General features: G+C 54.2%; 15 protein-coding genes and 2 tRNA genes. 2 read left to right on the plus strand and 15 right to left on the minus strand.

Translation table 11 applies throughout. The features are described 5' to 3' along the window. Positions 1-159 precede the first annotated feature (159 nt). The gene (gene ccmI / locus GRX76_RS14350) at positions 160-1,482 is read right to left on the minus strand and encodes a c-type cytochrome biogenesis protein CcmI (RefSeq protein ID WP_236250380.1); all 1,323 of its coding nucleotides are present in this window, start codon (positions 1,480-1,482) and stop codon (positions 160-162) included. Further along, entirely contained in the window at positions 1,460-2,026 is a 567-nt protein-coding gene (locus GRX76_RS14355) for a cytochrome c-type biogenesis protein (RefSeq protein ID WP_236250381.1), read from the minus strand. Before GRX76_RS14355 ends, ccmI begins: the two co-directional genes overlap by 23 nt. A 216-nt stretch (positions 2,027-2,242) precedes the next feature. On the opposite strand from GRX76_RS14355, the gene GRX76_RS14360 reads away from it, so the two are divergent. Then, positions 2,243-2,318: transfer RNA gene (locus GRX76_RS14360), tRNA-Val, on the plus strand. 49 nt (positions 2,319-2,367) lie between these two features. Next, a tRNA-Asp gene (locus tag GRX76_RS14365) sits at positions 2,368-2,444 on the plus strand. Between the two features lie 542 nt (positions 2,445-2,986). Here the strand turns inward: GRX76_RS14365 and GRX76_RS14370 are convergent. The 13 genes from GRX76_RS14370 to GRX76_RS14430 form a co-directional block, all read right to left on the minus strand. Then, positions 2,987-3,463 (minus strand): hypothetical protein, encoded by a 477-nt coding sequence (locus tag GRX76_RS14370; protein ID WP_160153942.1) that lies wholly within the window; start codon positions 3,461-3,463, stop codon positions 2,987-2,989. Further along, positions 3,463-3,720 (minus strand): hypothetical protein, encoded by a 258-nt coding sequence (locus GRX76_RS14375; protein WP_160153943.1) that lies wholly within the window; start codon positions 3,718-3,720, stop codon positions 3,463-3,465. Before GRX76_RS14375 ends, GRX76_RS14370 begins: the two co-directional genes overlap by 1 nt. Beyond that, the gene (locus GRX76_RS14380) at positions 3,717-5,720 is read right to left on the minus strand and encodes a hypothetical protein (protein ID WP_160153944.1); all 2,004 of its coding nucleotides are present in this window, start codon (positions 5,718-5,720) and stop codon (positions 3,717-3,719) included. The genes GRX76_RS14375 and GRX76_RS14380 overlap by 4 nt, the downstream gene beginning before the upstream one ends. Positions 5,721-5,722: 2 nt before the next feature. Further along, entirely contained in the window at positions 5,723-6,637 is a 915-nt protein-coding gene (locus GRX76_RS14385; protein ID WP_160153945.1) for a hypothetical protein, read from the minus strand. After that, positions 6,630-7,478 carry a hypothetical protein gene (locus GRX76_RS14390; RefSeq protein ID WP_160153946.1) on the minus strand — a complete coding sequence of 283 codons (849 nt, stop codon included), beginning with the start codon at positions 7,476-7,478 and terminating at the stop codon, positions 6,630-6,632. Before GRX76_RS14390 ends, GRX76_RS14385 begins: the two co-directional genes overlap by 8 nt. Then, complete coding sequence (gene terL, locus GRX76_RS14395) at positions 7,475-8,995, minus strand: phage terminase large subunit (protein ID WP_160153947.1); 1,521 nt, start codon at positions 8,993-8,995, stop codon at positions 7,475-7,477. Before terL ends, GRX76_RS14390 begins: the two co-directional genes overlap by 4 nt. After that, complete coding sequence (locus GRX76_RS14400) at positions 8,992-9,354, minus strand: hypothetical protein (RefSeq protein ID WP_160153948.1); 363 nt, start codon at positions 9,352-9,354, stop codon at positions 8,992-8,994. Before GRX76_RS14400 ends, terL begins: the two co-directional genes overlap by 4 nt. A gap of 86 nt (positions 9,355-9,440) precedes the next feature. Further along, positions 9,441-9,884 (minus strand): hypothetical protein, encoded by a 444-nt coding sequence (locus GRX76_RS14405; RefSeq protein WP_160153949.1) that lies wholly within the window; start codon positions 9,882-9,884, stop codon positions 9,441-9,443. 134 nt (positions 9,885-10,018) lie between these two features. Beyond that, positions 10,019-10,501, minus strand: a complete 483-nt coding sequence (locus GRX76_RS14410) for a hypothetical protein (protein ID WP_160153950.1) — start codon at positions 10,499-10,501, stop codon at positions 10,019-10,021. Between the two features lie 243 nt (positions 10,502-10,744). Continuing rightward, on the minus strand, positions 10,745-10,954 hold the full coding sequence (locus GRX76_RS14415; RefSeq protein WP_160153951.1) for a hypothetical protein: 210 nt from the start codon (positions 10,952-10,954) through the stop codon (positions 10,745-10,747). A gap of 158 nt (positions 10,955-11,112) precedes the next feature. After that, entirely contained in the window at positions 11,113-12,492 is a 1,380-nt protein-coding gene (locus GRX76_RS14420; protein ID WP_160153952.1) for a primase-helicase family protein, read from the minus strand. Positions 12,493-12,494: 2 nt separating this feature from the next. Continuing rightward, a complete protein-coding gene (locus GRX76_RS14425; RefSeq protein ID WP_160153953.1) occupies positions 12,495-13,451 on the minus strand; it encodes a toprim domain-containing protein in 957 nt (318 codons plus the stop codon). 137 nt (positions 13,452-13,588) lie between these two features. Continuing rightward, on the minus strand, positions 13,589-13,789 hold the full coding sequence (locus GRX76_RS14430; protein WP_160153954.1) for a hypothetical protein: 201 nt from the start codon (positions 13,787-13,789) through the stop codon (positions 13,589-13,591). Positions 13,790-14,083 lie beyond the last annotated feature (294 nt).

A 14,083-nucleotide genomic window follows, 5' to 3' on the forward strand; every position in this document is an offset into this window, starting at 1 on the left:
GCTAACCGGGTCACCCGATAGCGCTCAGCAGATACCCGGGCTTACCCGACGCCGATCCGGCCGGCCGTACGCGCCGGCGGCTTCTTGAGCACCGGAACCCGGTCTGGCAACCGGGAAGGGAAAGAGCCCCGCAAAGCGGGGATATTGGCCAGTATTTCGTTAAATTTTCTGGTCAATGGCAATATGTAGCGGCTTGGACCAGTCACTGCGCGGCAAAGCTTTCACCTCTCCCTGCCAATCCCCAGGTGCCGGCCGGGCATTGCCGCTTACCGCGAGACGCGCCACCACCTGCACCTCATCTACCGTCTTGAGGCTGCGCCCGGGCATCATCGCCCGGGACTCATCCAGCACCACCTCCGCCGGAAGATCCGCCGCACTCATGCGCACAATGGCAAGGGGCATAGGGCTTTCTGCGGTGCGCGCATAGATGAAAACCGGGGTGTCGGGAGCAGCCTGAACGGTGCTCGCGAGGGTGACTTTGACCGAGATACGGTTTTCGCCAGCGCCACCTTCCGCAGCGCCCTGCCCGGCGGTTCCAGCCACCTTCACAGAGTCAGCCGCCGGTGCCGGCGCAGCGCCGACAACTGCTTCCGAGGCCGACTCCGCGCCACCGGCGTCCGCCAGCGCTTTTTCCGCGCGGGCTACACCAGCAGACAGGGCTTGTGCGGCATTGGAGCCAGGCGACATCTGCGACAGGGCACGCTGCCAGTGTGCTTTCGCCGCTGCGTAGTCCTTCTGCTCAAAAGCCGCGATCCCGGCCAGCCCCAGTGCAGTACTGTTGTTGGGCTGAGCCTCCAGCACCAGGCTGACTTCTTTAAGTACCTCAGGTGTCACCTGGGAGCCGCTGGCAAAGAACAGCGCCTGAGCCAACTCTGCACGAATATTCGATGCCTGGGGCTCGTGCGCAACGATGTAACGGTATTCCGCGACCGCGCCCTTGATGTCATTACTGACCAAAAGGCGCTGGGCAAGTACATAGCGACTGGAGAGGTCTTCCGGGTGCGTCTCGGCTCTATCTCGCAAATGCTGGGTAATCCGCGCCTCGGCCACCATATCGGTCTCGCCCGCCTGGCTGGCGACGATATCCCGGTAAAGCGCCAGGTCATTGTGCGCGCCCCAGGTGAAATACAGGCCTACCGCCGCGAAAGGCAACAGAAACGCCAGACCGAACAGCAGCCCGCGACCGCCGCTATGCTGCTTACGCAAACGGTAACCTTCGCCCTCTTCCGCGAGTAACTTGCGTGCAAGCTCCGCCTTTAACGACTGGTATTGCGCATCGCCAATAGCACCAGTGGCTAGCGAGGTGTCCAGCTCTGCCAGGTGCTCTTTGAACAACGCCGCCTGCGCAGATACCTCTGGATTGTGATCCGGACCAGGGAGCCCCCTGCCCTGGCGAAACATCGGCCAGGCAATAAAAAAGGCCAGAGGCAGCAGCAATAGCGCCAACATCAACCAGAGATCAATCATTGTTCTTGCTTCCACTCTCTATTCCGTTCGCTATTCCGCTCTCTATCTCGCGGTGCCCACTGCCGTCCAGTAACTGCGCCAAGCGCCGCTGCTCTTCAGGGCTCAAGGTATCCGTTTCGTCACCCTGGCGCCCGCCACGACCATTGCGTGAACGCACCACAATAACAATCAGGGTGAGCAAGCCAAGGGCCGCAAACACACCTGGTGCCAGCCACAGTGCCAGAGTGTTGCGCTGAAGCGGCGGCCGATACAGTACAAAATCACCATAGCGCGCCACCATGTATTCATTGACTTCCTGATCGCTGAAGCCCTCCTCCAGCAGGCGGCGGATCTCCCGTCGCAAATCCGTCGCCACCATGGAATCTGAGCCGGCAAGATTCTGGTTCTGACATTTAGGGCAACGCATTTCCTCAATCAGTACCTGATAGCGCGCCTGCAACTCCGGGGTGGATAGCTGCTCGATTTCAACCGAGGCCAGACTGAGAGAAGCCTTGGTGACCAGGAGGATGAACAAGGTCAACGCAGTGGCCAGGGGCATATATGTGATTTTTTTCGGCACAGGTTTTCTCCGGCGGACAGTGTGGCCGTTTGGAAATTGATCCGATTATAGCAGCGCCACGACAGCCCTACACCCGTTGTGAATACTGGCTCCTGCCCACTTGGTACAGCCCCCGCATCCGCCGCACAAACCGCTTAACTCTTTGAATCTCAAAAAAATTTTCAGAAAGCGTTGACGCCCCAAAAAAAATCATTACTATACGCAGCTCCTGACGCGGGGTGGTTAGCTCAGTTGGGAGAGCGGCGGCCTTACAAGCCGTAGGTCACAGGTTCGACCCCTGTACCACCCACCACTTCCCTTTCATCTGCTTGGCAGATTTTTCAAAGGGAAAACAGGAATGCGGACCGGTAGTTCAGTTGGTTAGAATGCCGGCCTGTCACGCCGGAGGTCGCGGGTTCGAGTCCCGTCCGGTCCGCCATTTATCTCTGTAAGTCGTTGATTTACTTAGATTTTTTACAAAGGGCTTTGCCCAGTATCAAATCTGTATACCTTCGATTGCAGTACATCAAAACCGCCGACAGGGGCGGTTTTTTTGTGCCTGAAATTTTTTTGCCGATTCAGCGCCCAAATCTGCCCAAATCCGACTTTTGGGCGGGAGTTTGGGGGTAGTGGCGATTGCCTTCCCGAGCAATGTTCACTGGTGGCGGTACTGGCTTGCCGTCTTTGTGGCCAATCGGGGTCTGCTTAATCTCTGCCATGGTCACTGTCCTATTGGGGTGGCTTTCGCTATTCCCTGCGCGGGCCGACTCTGCCGTCTGTCTTCTCCTGTCAGCCATACCCGATCTATCCGGCAGTACGGGCCAACAATCTCCCCTCTATAAAAGGTAGGCTTCCGGGGCGGCCTGAGTTTGTACCTGTGGCTGTCATCGGGCCGCTGTAAGGGTACGGCTTCCTCCCCGGGTCTCCATGCTCTCCCGAAGCCGCTGGCATTGTCCGGGGTCCACTCCTCCAATCCGTCACTCACAACGCCACCACTCGGTAAGTGCCATCGGCGGTTACTCTGGGGGTCTGGTCGCCAATCACGCGCAGCGCAGTCGGCACGCCATCCAATCCCCAAAACCATGCGCCGGCGGGTACGGTCTGGCCGGTGGCGTTATAGAGGCCGGTGGCGGGATCTGGTTGCCCGGGGGGAATGTCGGCGCTGGCCTGTATGAATCGCGTTTGAACGCCTTGCACCAATATGGCGTCTTCCGGGGCACTCTGCCCGATACCGATATGCTGGCCGAACAGATTTTCAAAATATATCTGGCGCCACCATCCCGCGGTGAGTTCCTGCGGCAAGTTATAGCTCCCGGTGTGCACGCCATCGGCGTTCGAGTTGGAGCCGCCCGGGTTCACGCCATCGGTCAGGTCTGCCAGCGTTGGATTCGCCAGCTCTGACATTCGCGGGGTGAGCCGCGGTTCTGCCGGGAGGTTTGAGGGTCTGTTCTTCGCCATCAGTGTAAGTCCTTGCCGGGGCGGCACCTGTGGCGGTATCTCTCTGCACCGGCTGAGAATAGATCGACAAACTTGTCCCGGGCGGCGTCCACGGTGTCGGGGTTCCAATTGGTGCTTTCCAATACTTGCGCAATCACGGCGGGCAAAGAGAAAGCAAAATCATCAAAATCTAAGTCATGCCCCTCTTCAAAATGCTCGCGATAACCACCGACCACTCTGGTAAGGATCTGCTCTACCTGTTCAATATCCATTTTCACTGGCGGTTTCCTCTGAGTGCGTCGGCCATCATTTGCTGCCTAGAAGCTGTTGGATTCTCAGAAAGCGCATTGTGCAAAATGTTGGCTGAGGGCGCGGCGGTCACGGCTGCGAATTCTGGCAGGCGCGTTCTGAGCCATTCCTTTTGCGAGTCGCGCAACGTGGATTTATTGATTGCCTTATTCAGTGCATCAAGGTCGACGTCGCCAAGGCGTTGCATGGTGAGTCTTGCCAGCTCTTCTTTTGCTTCATCATCCAAACCCGCACCCATAAGCCGTTTAAACAGGCCAATGGCTACGCCGGTAGCTCCGCCTTCGATACCGGGAAGGTCGACGCCTTCTTGTCGTTTAAACTCGGCTAGACGACGGGCAGTAGCGGAATTGGCGAGAATATTTGTGGTGGAATAAATATTAGATTCCACCTCCACCTTTTTCATAAATTGGTCAAATGATTCTTTGTCAGGGAATGCACGTTGCATCCTCTCTCGAATCAAACCGGAATTCAGGCGCTTGGTTGCATCGCCTGAAGTGCTGGCCTGCATCAACTTATCCCGAATAGCGCGACCGGCTCCTATACGAAACATTTCCTTTTCAGCGTTACCCATACCCTTTAACACTTCGTCCATGTAATCCGCGTCTTCCCTAAGAATACGGCGGCCCATTTCGGCGGCGTCGATCATGGCGGAATGATTGGCGAATATGTCACGGGCCTCTTTGTATACGGGAACCTGTTCATCGAGTTCTGATACTAGATCCTGCTTTAAGCGGATAAGGTCACGCGCTCTACCTTTTTCGCCAGAATTTAACGCACGGCCTATCTGGTCATCTAAATCCTGCTTGGCCAAATCAAACAAACGCATGTGGGAAATTTGATCTCCTGCAATACGCTGGTTTGCGGCTATCGTCTCGGCACTCTTGAGCGCGCTTTGTACTGCCGGTGCCCGCATAAGAGAATCGAGTTTTTCCGTGCGTTGTAGTGGCTGTTGGTAGGCTTGCTGATAGAGCGGGCCGGCAGTGTTTGAACGCTGCTTGCCCAATTTATCGACCGTTTGTTGAATGCTGACATTTTCGGGAATACCTAAGTTTTCTGTAAGGTCGCCAATCAGTCGCGGCTGTTGTCCCGCATTGCGTTTCAACAAAAGCGCTTCGGCTTGGTTGGCGATATTTGGGTTGTCGCCTTTCTGAATTACTCCCTCAAGAGAATTGCGCGCAGAAGTGGATACATCGGCAAGTACGGCGTTCGGTCCCATTTCGCGCAGCGCTCGCGCTAACATTCCCTGTTTAGTTCCCTCTGTGGCCAAACCGCGGGCCAGAAATTTCTCGGCGTTACGCTGCGGGGAGGCCAGTAAATTTTTGTTGATCCACTCTAACGCTGGGACGCCAGCCTTACCGGCAACTTTCCCGGCTACGCCTGCAACTGGTGCGGCTGCTGCGCCGAATGCTGCGCCCTCTAAGCCGCCTTGTAGGCGTTCGCCTTGCTGGGACGTGCCTGCGCCGTAAACGCCACCCTCTGCGGCACCGGTTGCCGTAGCGGCCAGCGCTCTAGCCAATGGGCTGCGACCGGCCATGGTTGCGCCAGACTTTGCCAAACCCGCTCCGCCTGTAGCGAGGCCGCCGGCCAGTTCCGCGGTAGTTGAAAGCACCGGATTCTTTTCCGCAAATTGGCGTTGCTCCTGATCGAATCCCTTTTGAATATCAGAATACGATTCGTCAACAAAAGGCGCGGTGATACCTGCGGCAATTTCATCAGATAGGCCGAATGTTAGCCCCTGCAATCCGCTGCGAACTGCCCCAACTGGCTTCTGTAACATTGGGGCGTTATCGCGCAAGTAGGTGCCGGCTTCGGGGTTTAACTGCTCGTCTATTTGGTTGAGCTTTGCCTTTCGGTGTTGCGCATAGTCTGGGTGCGTTACCAGTTCACGCCGAAAAAAATTGGCGTCATCCATGTCGCCCGCATCGAGCGCAGCCTTCAATAGTTTTTCGAGCCTTTGTAATTCCGCCATGGTTATAGCCCATATTTTTTGGCGCGCTCTTCCAATGACTTGCCGCCGGTGGATTGTTGCGGAGAGTTCATGCCTAGTTTTGATTTCACAATGGCATCAATATTCTGAAGTTTTGCGACGGCGGCTGAGGGTTGATCGGCGCGGGTTGGTAGCATGGCCATTAACCGCTGTTGATCGTCGTTTGTGAATACGCCTTCGCCTGCACTTCTAAACAGGTCTTTCAAAATCGGCGCCATTGCAGAAAGTGCGCCCTCTGCAATCTGGGCCTTTGCTGTAAACGCCGGGAAGTTTCCCGCAATTGGACCTTGCGCAGTTTCAGCGAGCGCGCCCTTCAATCCGCTGATAGCGGTGTTGTAGGTATTGAAAGCCTGTGTTTGTTGTTTCTGCTTCGCGGCTAAATCTCGGTCGCGCTTGGCGGAGTCAATAGCGAGCGCTTTTTCTACTGCGGAATCCAAGTCTCGCTTTCTCTTCTCCTCGGGTGTCTCTTCCGGTCTTGCCGTACTGCCATCGGTTTCGCCGGTCCAAGTGTCGAAGGTGCCGACATTGCGGTCATACTTATAGCGGCCTTGGCTTGATTGCGGTTTTTGTCGAAGCTGCAAACCGAGTTTTGCAATATCCCCCTCGCTGATCTGGCCGCCTAATTGCTTCGCTTGCGCCTCTAGGTTTTTCATTCTCTGAATTCCTGAGCTTCGCTGCGCAATATTGGCTATCGCTTGCGCTATCGTTGGCGACGTTGCCGACATTCCGCGCCCTTGTACGCCGGAGAGCTGGGCATTTGCATCGCTCTGCGCTTGGTCATACTTTCCCTGTACCAATCCCATTTCCTGTTTTGCGCGGGCGCCACCTGCGAGGGCGTCGAACAGTTCCGGGGGAATGCCGAATTGGTTGTCTAAAAGCTGGTTCTTAGGACTAGCCATTGAGCGCCTCCTTTTCGTGGTAATCGAAGGCGCGGGCCACGTCTGCAAGCCGGCTCGGTTCTTCTTCACCCTTGTCATTGAATTGGGTGTGGTTCAGGTAGGAATCGTGGATTTCCTCAGAAACTGGAATCTCGTGATTGTGCTCCATGTATGAATCGGCAACCTGAGCTTTCCGCACGGATTTATCGTCGGGCTGCCACTCTTCAAACTCGGGGTCATCTTTGCGGTTTTCGGCTTCACGTTTCAGCATTAACAACCGCATTCCGTGCTGCTCCCACACGTCCACCTGTTCGGGGGTGGCTTTGTAGCTTTCGAGCGCGGCCTGATATTCTTCCTCGGATCTGCTGCGCTTGATCTGCTCCAAGTGGTCTAATTCTTTAACGCGTTTTTCAAATGACTTGCCCGTACCTTTGAGAATCATCTGCTCTATGGATTTGGTGTCGAAGGTGGGTTTTCCGGTGGGAAGTTTTACCTTTTCGCCGCGTATTACCTTCGAGAATTGTTCGCCGTTGAGCTTCTTTTCTGTGCTCATGGTGGAGGAAAGTTTACCGGCGGCGCGGTCTACGGCTTTCGTGATCTCCGCTTGCTCTAGCTCCTGATATTGCTGCTCAGAATGCCGGTTTAACTCCGATTCAAAACCATTGGCAATCTGTACCGCTTGCTGCAACATTTGCGGCGGCAACAATTCCTGGGCTTCGGTTTCCAGTTTTTGAAGCTGTTGGTAAAGCTGCGGCGGCACCTGTTCACCATAGCGTTGACGGTTCGCAATTTCGTTGCGAATAAGTGCATACGTTTTTGCGGTTTCAAGTGCATACGCGCGGCGCTGTTCGTAAATATTCATATTCTGTTCCTGTTATATCTGGGCTTTTCCCTAGCCTCGAACATTTCATCAAGCGAGCTGTTGATTGCAAATCCGCCTTGGTGGGGTACTAGCATTCTCTGGATCTGTGCCGCACGGGTGCCCGGGTTTGTGGGCGCGGATAGTTTCGGAAACTGTCGGCAGACTATGGCAATCGCGTCGACAATATCGTCATGGCGTCCACCGGGAAACTTCGCCATTTCATCAAAACACTCGGAATTCCAAAGAGCCTGTTTAAACGCAATCGCGCCGTTTAACAGGAATGCCCGTAACGCTGCGGCCCGGGTCTCTTTGTCTTTGTTCTGCATCGGGATCAACTGCACCGGTATGGCCTTGCCGCGGTCGCGGGTCGCTTGCCAGACAAGGTTGCCCCAGACTTTTGACGCGCCATCATTGTCGATAAATACGCCGGCAGGTTCGTACTTGTCCGCCAGTGCAATCAACGCCTGTACGGATTTTTCGGGGCTGCATTGGTCGCGGAACATATCGACCACGTACAAACCTTTTTGCACGTCCATGGCCACCACCGCAATGACGGTGTAATCCCCTTTTTGAATCGACAAGGCAAGGTCAATCCCAATGTAATATTTCAGGCCGGCAGGGAGGGCGCGCACTATCTGAAACTTGTCAGGCTCTACCCACGAGCCTTCGTAGTCCATCGGCGTTTGCTGGTACAGACACTGCCAAATCTGGGGATCTCGCTGCGCGTCTCGGACCATCTTGTCAGTGAACCATTCCGCCCATAACCGCTCGCCTGTTTGGCGCCCTAGCGGGTCGTTTGGCTGGTCTGCGAGCATCGGCACGCGGATATGTCGCCACTCTTCGATTTCGTCGTGGTACAGGTCATAGGCGCGGCCAATGGGGTCGAGCTGCGCCCATCGAGTGCCGACCATCAAGAGTCGCCCATTTGGCTTTAAACGGCTCCTGAGTTCAGAGAGAAACCAGTTCCAAATCTTGTCCAACTGCTGAAGGCTGGACGCCTGTTCGTGCCCGACAATCAGGTCATCAGCGAAAATCCAATCAGCACGAAAGCCGGTCACGGTAGAGCCTGCGCCCAAACAGCGAATACCACCACCTTCGGGCGTTCCCTGATATTCCAGACTCTTTGCGTCGGCCAGCAACTGCGTTTCGGAAATGCGCTCCCATTGCTTTGTAAGCATGGCGTTCCGTCGACGGCGGGAGAATGACTCTGCGAGGGATTGGGAGTTGGAAACACACACAATCTGCAAAGTCGGATCTTTTGCCAGTAACCACACGGGGGCAATGATTGACGTATATGTCGACTTTGCCGCACCGGGAGGAAAGGCGAACGTTGCCCGGTCCTCTTTGCCGTTCACCATGTCGTGAATAACTTCAATCATCAGCCGGTGATGTTCGGCGGGTTTGTGAATGAAGTCAGGCAGGCCGGTTTCCCGCATCAAATCGAGAAACGGATAAATCGACTCTTTTGCCGCATCCCTGATTAGCAGTTCCTGCGCGACTATCTGCGCCCGGTTCATGTGGGAAACTCCAACACGTCGGCCACCGGTTCATTGGGGGCGCGTTTGGTCAGGATTGTCGCGATACTAAACGGGGTTTTTTGGCAGTCGATAAATGAAGTTTTATGCGCCGTGGGTGTTTTAGTTGTGGAAATTTTGGTGGGGGCTAAGTCGCCAGTAGCGGGCGCGGACTTCAAAGGCACCCGGGGGGCCTCTTCGATTTTTTCAGTCGGAGCGTTTAAACGGCCTCGCAGCGCATCAGCCATCATTCCGGTGCGGGACTCGCGACGCTCCTGTTCGCGCAAGCAGGCAGCCATAAACGATTGCCTGTTTAAACGCGATTGCGCTGCAATGGATTGGGTTAGGGTTCTGCCTTCCATGGCGGATCTCCTGATTGGAGGTATACGGATTGGTATACCGGGCTTTGTGTTCTATATCGGCCCTTTAAAACAGGCGCTTTTTATCTCTATTCGGCGGACGATAGCTCCGCCAACTCCCCCTCTATGGTTCTTTCCGCCAGCTCTTCATTCAGGATTCGCAACAGTGCCTCCCGTGATAACTCCTGTGGGTTCTCGGCTTCTGTAGCGGCTTCTGAGCGCTCTATTGCCTTCTGTAGTCCACCGATAGCCCCTAGCTCCCGAATCGCAGCGATACGCGCAGCGGCAGGCTCTGAGCTGTCTTTGGCAATGGCGTTTAAGGTTTGGATATGTTCAATGGAATGTTTGCGGGCAATCTTCATGGCGGTCTGTGCTGCATCACGGCCAGACTTGCCGTAACAGCCATTGAGATTGCGGCGGGAATCGAAACCCGGTTTAAACGAGGTGCTGGTAGTTTGGCCGGGCTTGAGGCCGGGGCGCCCTTTCCCGGGGGGCGGGGCCAAGTCACCCTTTTCAACACTGGCATTAGTCATGGTGTTCGCATCCTTGCTTGCACAATAAAAAGTTCCAGTTGCTGGAATATGCGCCTTAAACGGAATGTGTGCAACTAAATCCCACTGTACAAACAAACAGGCAATAAAAAACCCGCTCTTTGGCGGGCTTGCGGTCACTCTACCGACTGGAATCCGTTACTTCGCGCTATCTCTTGGATGAACTCTTCGGCTCTGCTTCTGATTGCCTCATTAAACAATCCTTGATCTGCGTCGCCATTCTGTGCGCCGTTTACGGAAACTGCACTTTGAACTACGCCGCTGCGCTCCTCTCCGTCGACGGTATATGTCGCGGGGTGAAGCAGCGCCAGCTCTATTGATTCAGTGTTGAAACTTTCATCACCAATAACTTGAATCATTACAGTTAGGGTCGCGCGAGTCGGGCTTTTCCCTGACACATCCTTTCCGCGAATTCCGTACTTATCCAACTCAATCGCAACAAGAGAGGTTAGGAGCTTTTGGCTAAATGGCTGGTAGCCTTCGGTGTTGAAAATGGATACTCGGTAATCGAGTTCTTTCTGTTGCCCAATATCGAGGTCATACGCACTAGCTGCTAGTGAAGAAAGCGCGAGTAGTGCGGCGGCGAAAAGTCGTTTCATGGTTTACCCCAGTGTCAATTTATGCGCCTATTCTATCTGGCGGGAATATCCCCTTAAAGCGCTATTTGTGACCGGATCGGCAATGTGTTTGCGCTCTGCGGTGATAGCGCTCTGTGGCAAATAACTCTGTGGCACAAAATGCCGGAAACCTACGGGCGGTGGGGCCTTCAGCGATTCGTTATCTGTAACACTTATCGGTAAATCCAATCTGTTTAAACAGCCCCCTGAAGCGGGGGCCGGTGGTTATGCTGCCGTGTAGTAATCGGCGGCTGTTTTAAGGTCATCAATCAGCGATTGAAGCAACTCAATGGAGCCATGGAGTGCGTACACTTCAGGCACCAAACTCCTGTCACTGAATTGACTGGTTAGGGTATTTGCGGCTTTCTGCGTCACTTCCGCGGCGTCCTCCACGGCGGTGATGGCCAGTCGCAAATTTCTGCGGTGGTATTCCATGATTGCCCTCCTTGGCATCAGGATTAACAGTTGTCGGTTATGTCCTCCTTTTTGTTGATTGAAACGCTACGGGAAAAAAATGTGCGGTAAAAAGATCGAGCCACGGGGTCATCGAGCCATCTGGGTTGGTGGCTCGATGGTCAGGTGGCGCGGTCTATTTACCGCACAATTTCTAATTTATTGAGGCTGTTCTGTAATGCTTTTGCCGCCGCAAGTGCAACATGAGGTGGTAAGTCATTGCGCGTATACACAATTACTTTCCGATCGCGGATTAACCATCGGTGTGAAGCTGCGTTCGGATTGTTACAACGGCTGTAGCCTGCCTCATCCAGCTCTACGGCCAGCTTTCGGCCTGCTTGTCGGTCGCGTAAGAAACTGGCCAATTCCGGCAACTGGGATTTCTCCGCTTGGGAAATAAGCTGCTCTTTGGTCACGGCCTTGGGTTTGTCGAGGGCTTCCAATACCTCCTGTAAGTCTTCGTTGTCAGCGCTAACGCCGGCCTCCATCATTGCGGTGAAGGCGGCGGTATGGGGTGGTGGCGCCTTGTGGTCAAACTGGGAGAGGTTGAGATTATTCAAATACGCAGCGACGGCTTGCTTCCCGCCTTGTTCGTCTAGCCAGCGCCACATTTCATCCCAGTACGCGGTACTGAAGTTATCGCGGTGAGTCTCGGACCATGCCACATAATGCCGGCGGTCATCGGCTGGAAGGTAAAGCCCGTTGGTGCGGTGGTTGGTAGTGATAATCACGCCAACTACATTCGGGATTCCGTATTGCTTCATGTTCTTTTCGTCACAACGCAACACTTCCGGCGGTGCGGCGATAATCGGTTTCATGTGCTCGTAAAACTTGAAGCGGTTCACGTCGCCAAGGTCACGGGCTTCATTGATACGGAGAATCACCGCCTTTAGGTGGGGGTTAAACCTCCCCACGATATTCTCCGGTGAGGCTTCCGAAAAATTCCAGTCGCCCACGGCATATCGCAGCGGGTGCAATATCGTATCCTTGCCGATTCCCTGTTGACCGCCCAACACAAGAGCGTGATTTATTTTCGCGCCGGGGTTCTGTGTTTTGAATGCAAGCCAGCTCTGAATGTGTTGCCAGTCGTTCGGGTAGATATGCTGCAAGTGCTTCAGCCACTTGGACACGTCTGTCTTTGGGTTTGGATCAATAGTGGGGCCGTCGCGGTAGCTGTTGTATACGCGGGCTTTCGGATCTATATCCCATCCACCCTCGAACATCCATTTGCCTTTAATGAATTGAGGCTCGCCCGGTGCCCACGTCAATTGCTCTGCCGTTCGCTGGGCGGGAATGATCTTCGACGCCGGGGTAAAAATTGGGTTCCCGTCATCATCTATTCCAGTCTCTACAGGGGGTACGGTCGCATTGACAGCGCTTGGCGGCCATAGTGAATTGTTTGGGGTGTAGATAAATTTGTTGTCCGGGGCGTAGTAAACAAAGTCTTTAATGTCACAATTTCCTTCCAGCTTGTGCGGTTTATCTTCCTGATAGTCTTCGGTTTCGTGCTTGTCTTCCACTTTCAAATCTCCTTGAAACATTTTTTTATTTCGGCCAATCCTTGGCGCTGGTTATCGTACTGAAGGTAGAGGTCGTTAAAATCTGATTCACCGGGGCGGAGCGCGGATTGCGTCGGGTAAACAATTTTCGCACCCACGTCCATTGCGGCATTTCGGGCTTTGTTTAAACCGGGGTTCCCCTTTGTTTCCCAATCGTTATCGGCGGCAATGATTATTTTCGTACTGCGGTAATGCTTGCGTATATTTCGGCAAACAGGGAGAAGATTTCCGGCATCGAAGGCCGCTAACACGGGGAGCTTTGTTGCAGCTCGAATAGTGGCGCCGGTGGCATAGCCTTCGGCCACAATTACTGTTTGGCCAATCGGCCCGAAGGGGAAATAACAGCCTTTTTTCTTTCCGTCTGGCAAAAACAATTTATTACCGAAGGCCGGGATAAATTGGAGCGACCATATTTTTCCGTCAAACCCGAAGATCGGGATCAACATATAAGCGCGGCGGGTAGGAGAGCCATCCCGTTTGGGGTAGCTCTGCGTCAATCTGAGGCCGTGAACGGGAATGCGCTTACGCTGTGCATAGGGAAACGCGGATAAAGGCTGTGCGGCGCTCCAGATAGTGCTGGCAACGCTTGCGGCTTCACTCTGTCTGAACTGCTCTAGTCGCAACTGCTCTCGGCGGTGCCTGCGGATCTCTTCACGGTTGCGCCTTGCCTCTTCCGGCGATAGTTCATCCGCGTCGGGCTTCCATGAAATATGCGCGGGGTCGCGGCGCCAGTCGCCATAGATAGCCCAACTGTAATCCGGCTCGACTTTGTAGAATCCGGTGGTCTGCTTGTGCTTATCGTCGTTGGTTTTGAATCGGTGCCAGCGGCCATCGGCTTGCACGTCGACAGGCGCATAGCCACTCGCGTGCAACGCTGATAGAAATTGCTCCACTCGACTTGTGGAAGTGTCTGAGGACATGTGCGCCTCCCTTGCGGAAAGTGGCGCCACGGTGGAAGCAAGTGCGGGGAGCGTTTAAACTAACGCTGATCGTCCTGATCTTTTTGGTTTTGTGTTTAAACGCTTGGCCCGCTGCTTCCCCCGAGGCAGCGGGTTTTTTATTTCATACGCATTTTTTCAAAGGCTTCATCCACCTCATCCAAGTCGTATAGAACAAGCTGCTCGGAAGGCTTGTATGGCTTTGGCCATAGGGGGTTTGTTTTTTCCCAGTTGCGAATCGTTGTGGTTGTCACACCGCAATGTACGGCGGTTTGCTTTCTGTTCGCCCTGCGGCGAAATTTAAGGTGGGACGCTTCCATGTCCATGCTCCTTTGGGGTGTAGTCCTGTGAGACCGTTTAAACAGGGTTTGCAGCAATAGATAGCAAATTGCAGGGATTGCGCAAATACAATATGGCGCCACGTTTTGCAGCGGGATCGCTGAAAAAGTGCGAAGGGTAAACAGTTTTAAACAGAAATAAATAGGCGGCCCAATCATCTGACAACAAATGGCGTGCCTTGGGCATTTGAATAGCGCGGAGTTTTGAGAGGGGAGATATTTAAATTGTTTCCTTTTATTTTATTTTTCTAGAAATAAAAAAGGCGCGGATTGCCG

The organism is Microbulbifer sp. ALW1 (assembly GCF_009903625.1).
Lineage (GTDB): Bacteria > Pseudomonadota > Gammaproteobacteria > Pseudomonadales > Cellvibrionaceae > Microbulbifer.

What these genes read in the sequence shown, in the direction of transcription:
- GRX76_RS14430 (WP_160153954.1), bottom strand. Translation starts at nt 13,789, where the DNA reads ATGGAAGCGTCCCACCTTAAATTTCGCCGCAGGGCGAACAGAAAGCAA.
- GRX76_RS14380 (WP_160153944.1), bottom strand. Translation starts at nt 5,720, where the DNA reads ATGGCGGAATTACAAAGGCTCGAAAAACTATTGAAGGCTGCGCTCGAT.
- GRX76_RS14405 (WP_160153949.1), bottom strand. Translation starts at nt 9,884, where the DNA reads ATGACTAATGCCAGTGTTGAAAAGGGTGACTTGGCCCCGCCCCCCGGG.
- GRX76_RS14385 (WP_160153945.1), bottom strand. Translation starts at nt 6,637, where the DNA reads ATGGCTAGTCCTAAGAACCAGCTTTTAGACAACCAATTCGGCATTCCC.
- terL (WP_160153947.1), bottom strand. Translation starts at nt 8,995, where the DNA reads ATGAACCGGGCGCAGATAGTCGCGCAGGAACTGCTAATCAGGGATGCG.
- GRX76_RS14410 (WP_160153950.1), bottom strand. Translation starts at nt 10,501, where the DNA reads ATGAAACGACTTTTCGCCGCCGCACTACTCGCGCTTTCTTCACTAGCA.
- GRX76_RS14425 (WP_160153953.1), bottom strand. Translation starts at nt 13,451, where the DNA reads ATGTCCTCAGACACTTCCACAAGTCGAGTGGAGCAATTTCTATCAGCG.
- GRX76_RS14390 (WP_160153946.1), bottom strand. Translation starts at nt 7,478, where the DNA reads ATGAATATTTACGAACAGCGCCGCGCGTATGCACTTGAAACCGCAAAA.
- GRX76_RS14415 (WP_160153951.1), bottom strand. Translation starts at nt 10,954, where the DNA reads ATGGAATACCACCGCAGAAATTTGCGACTGGCCATCACCGCCGTGGAG.
- GRX76_RS14370 (WP_160153942.1), bottom strand. Translation starts at nt 3,463, where the DNA reads ATGGCGAAGAACAGACCCTCAAACCTCCCGGCAGAACCGCGGCTCACC.
- GRX76_RS14400 (WP_160153948.1), bottom strand. Translation starts at nt 9,354, where the DNA reads ATGGAAGGCAGAACCCTAACCCAATCCATTGCAGCGCAATCGCGTTTA.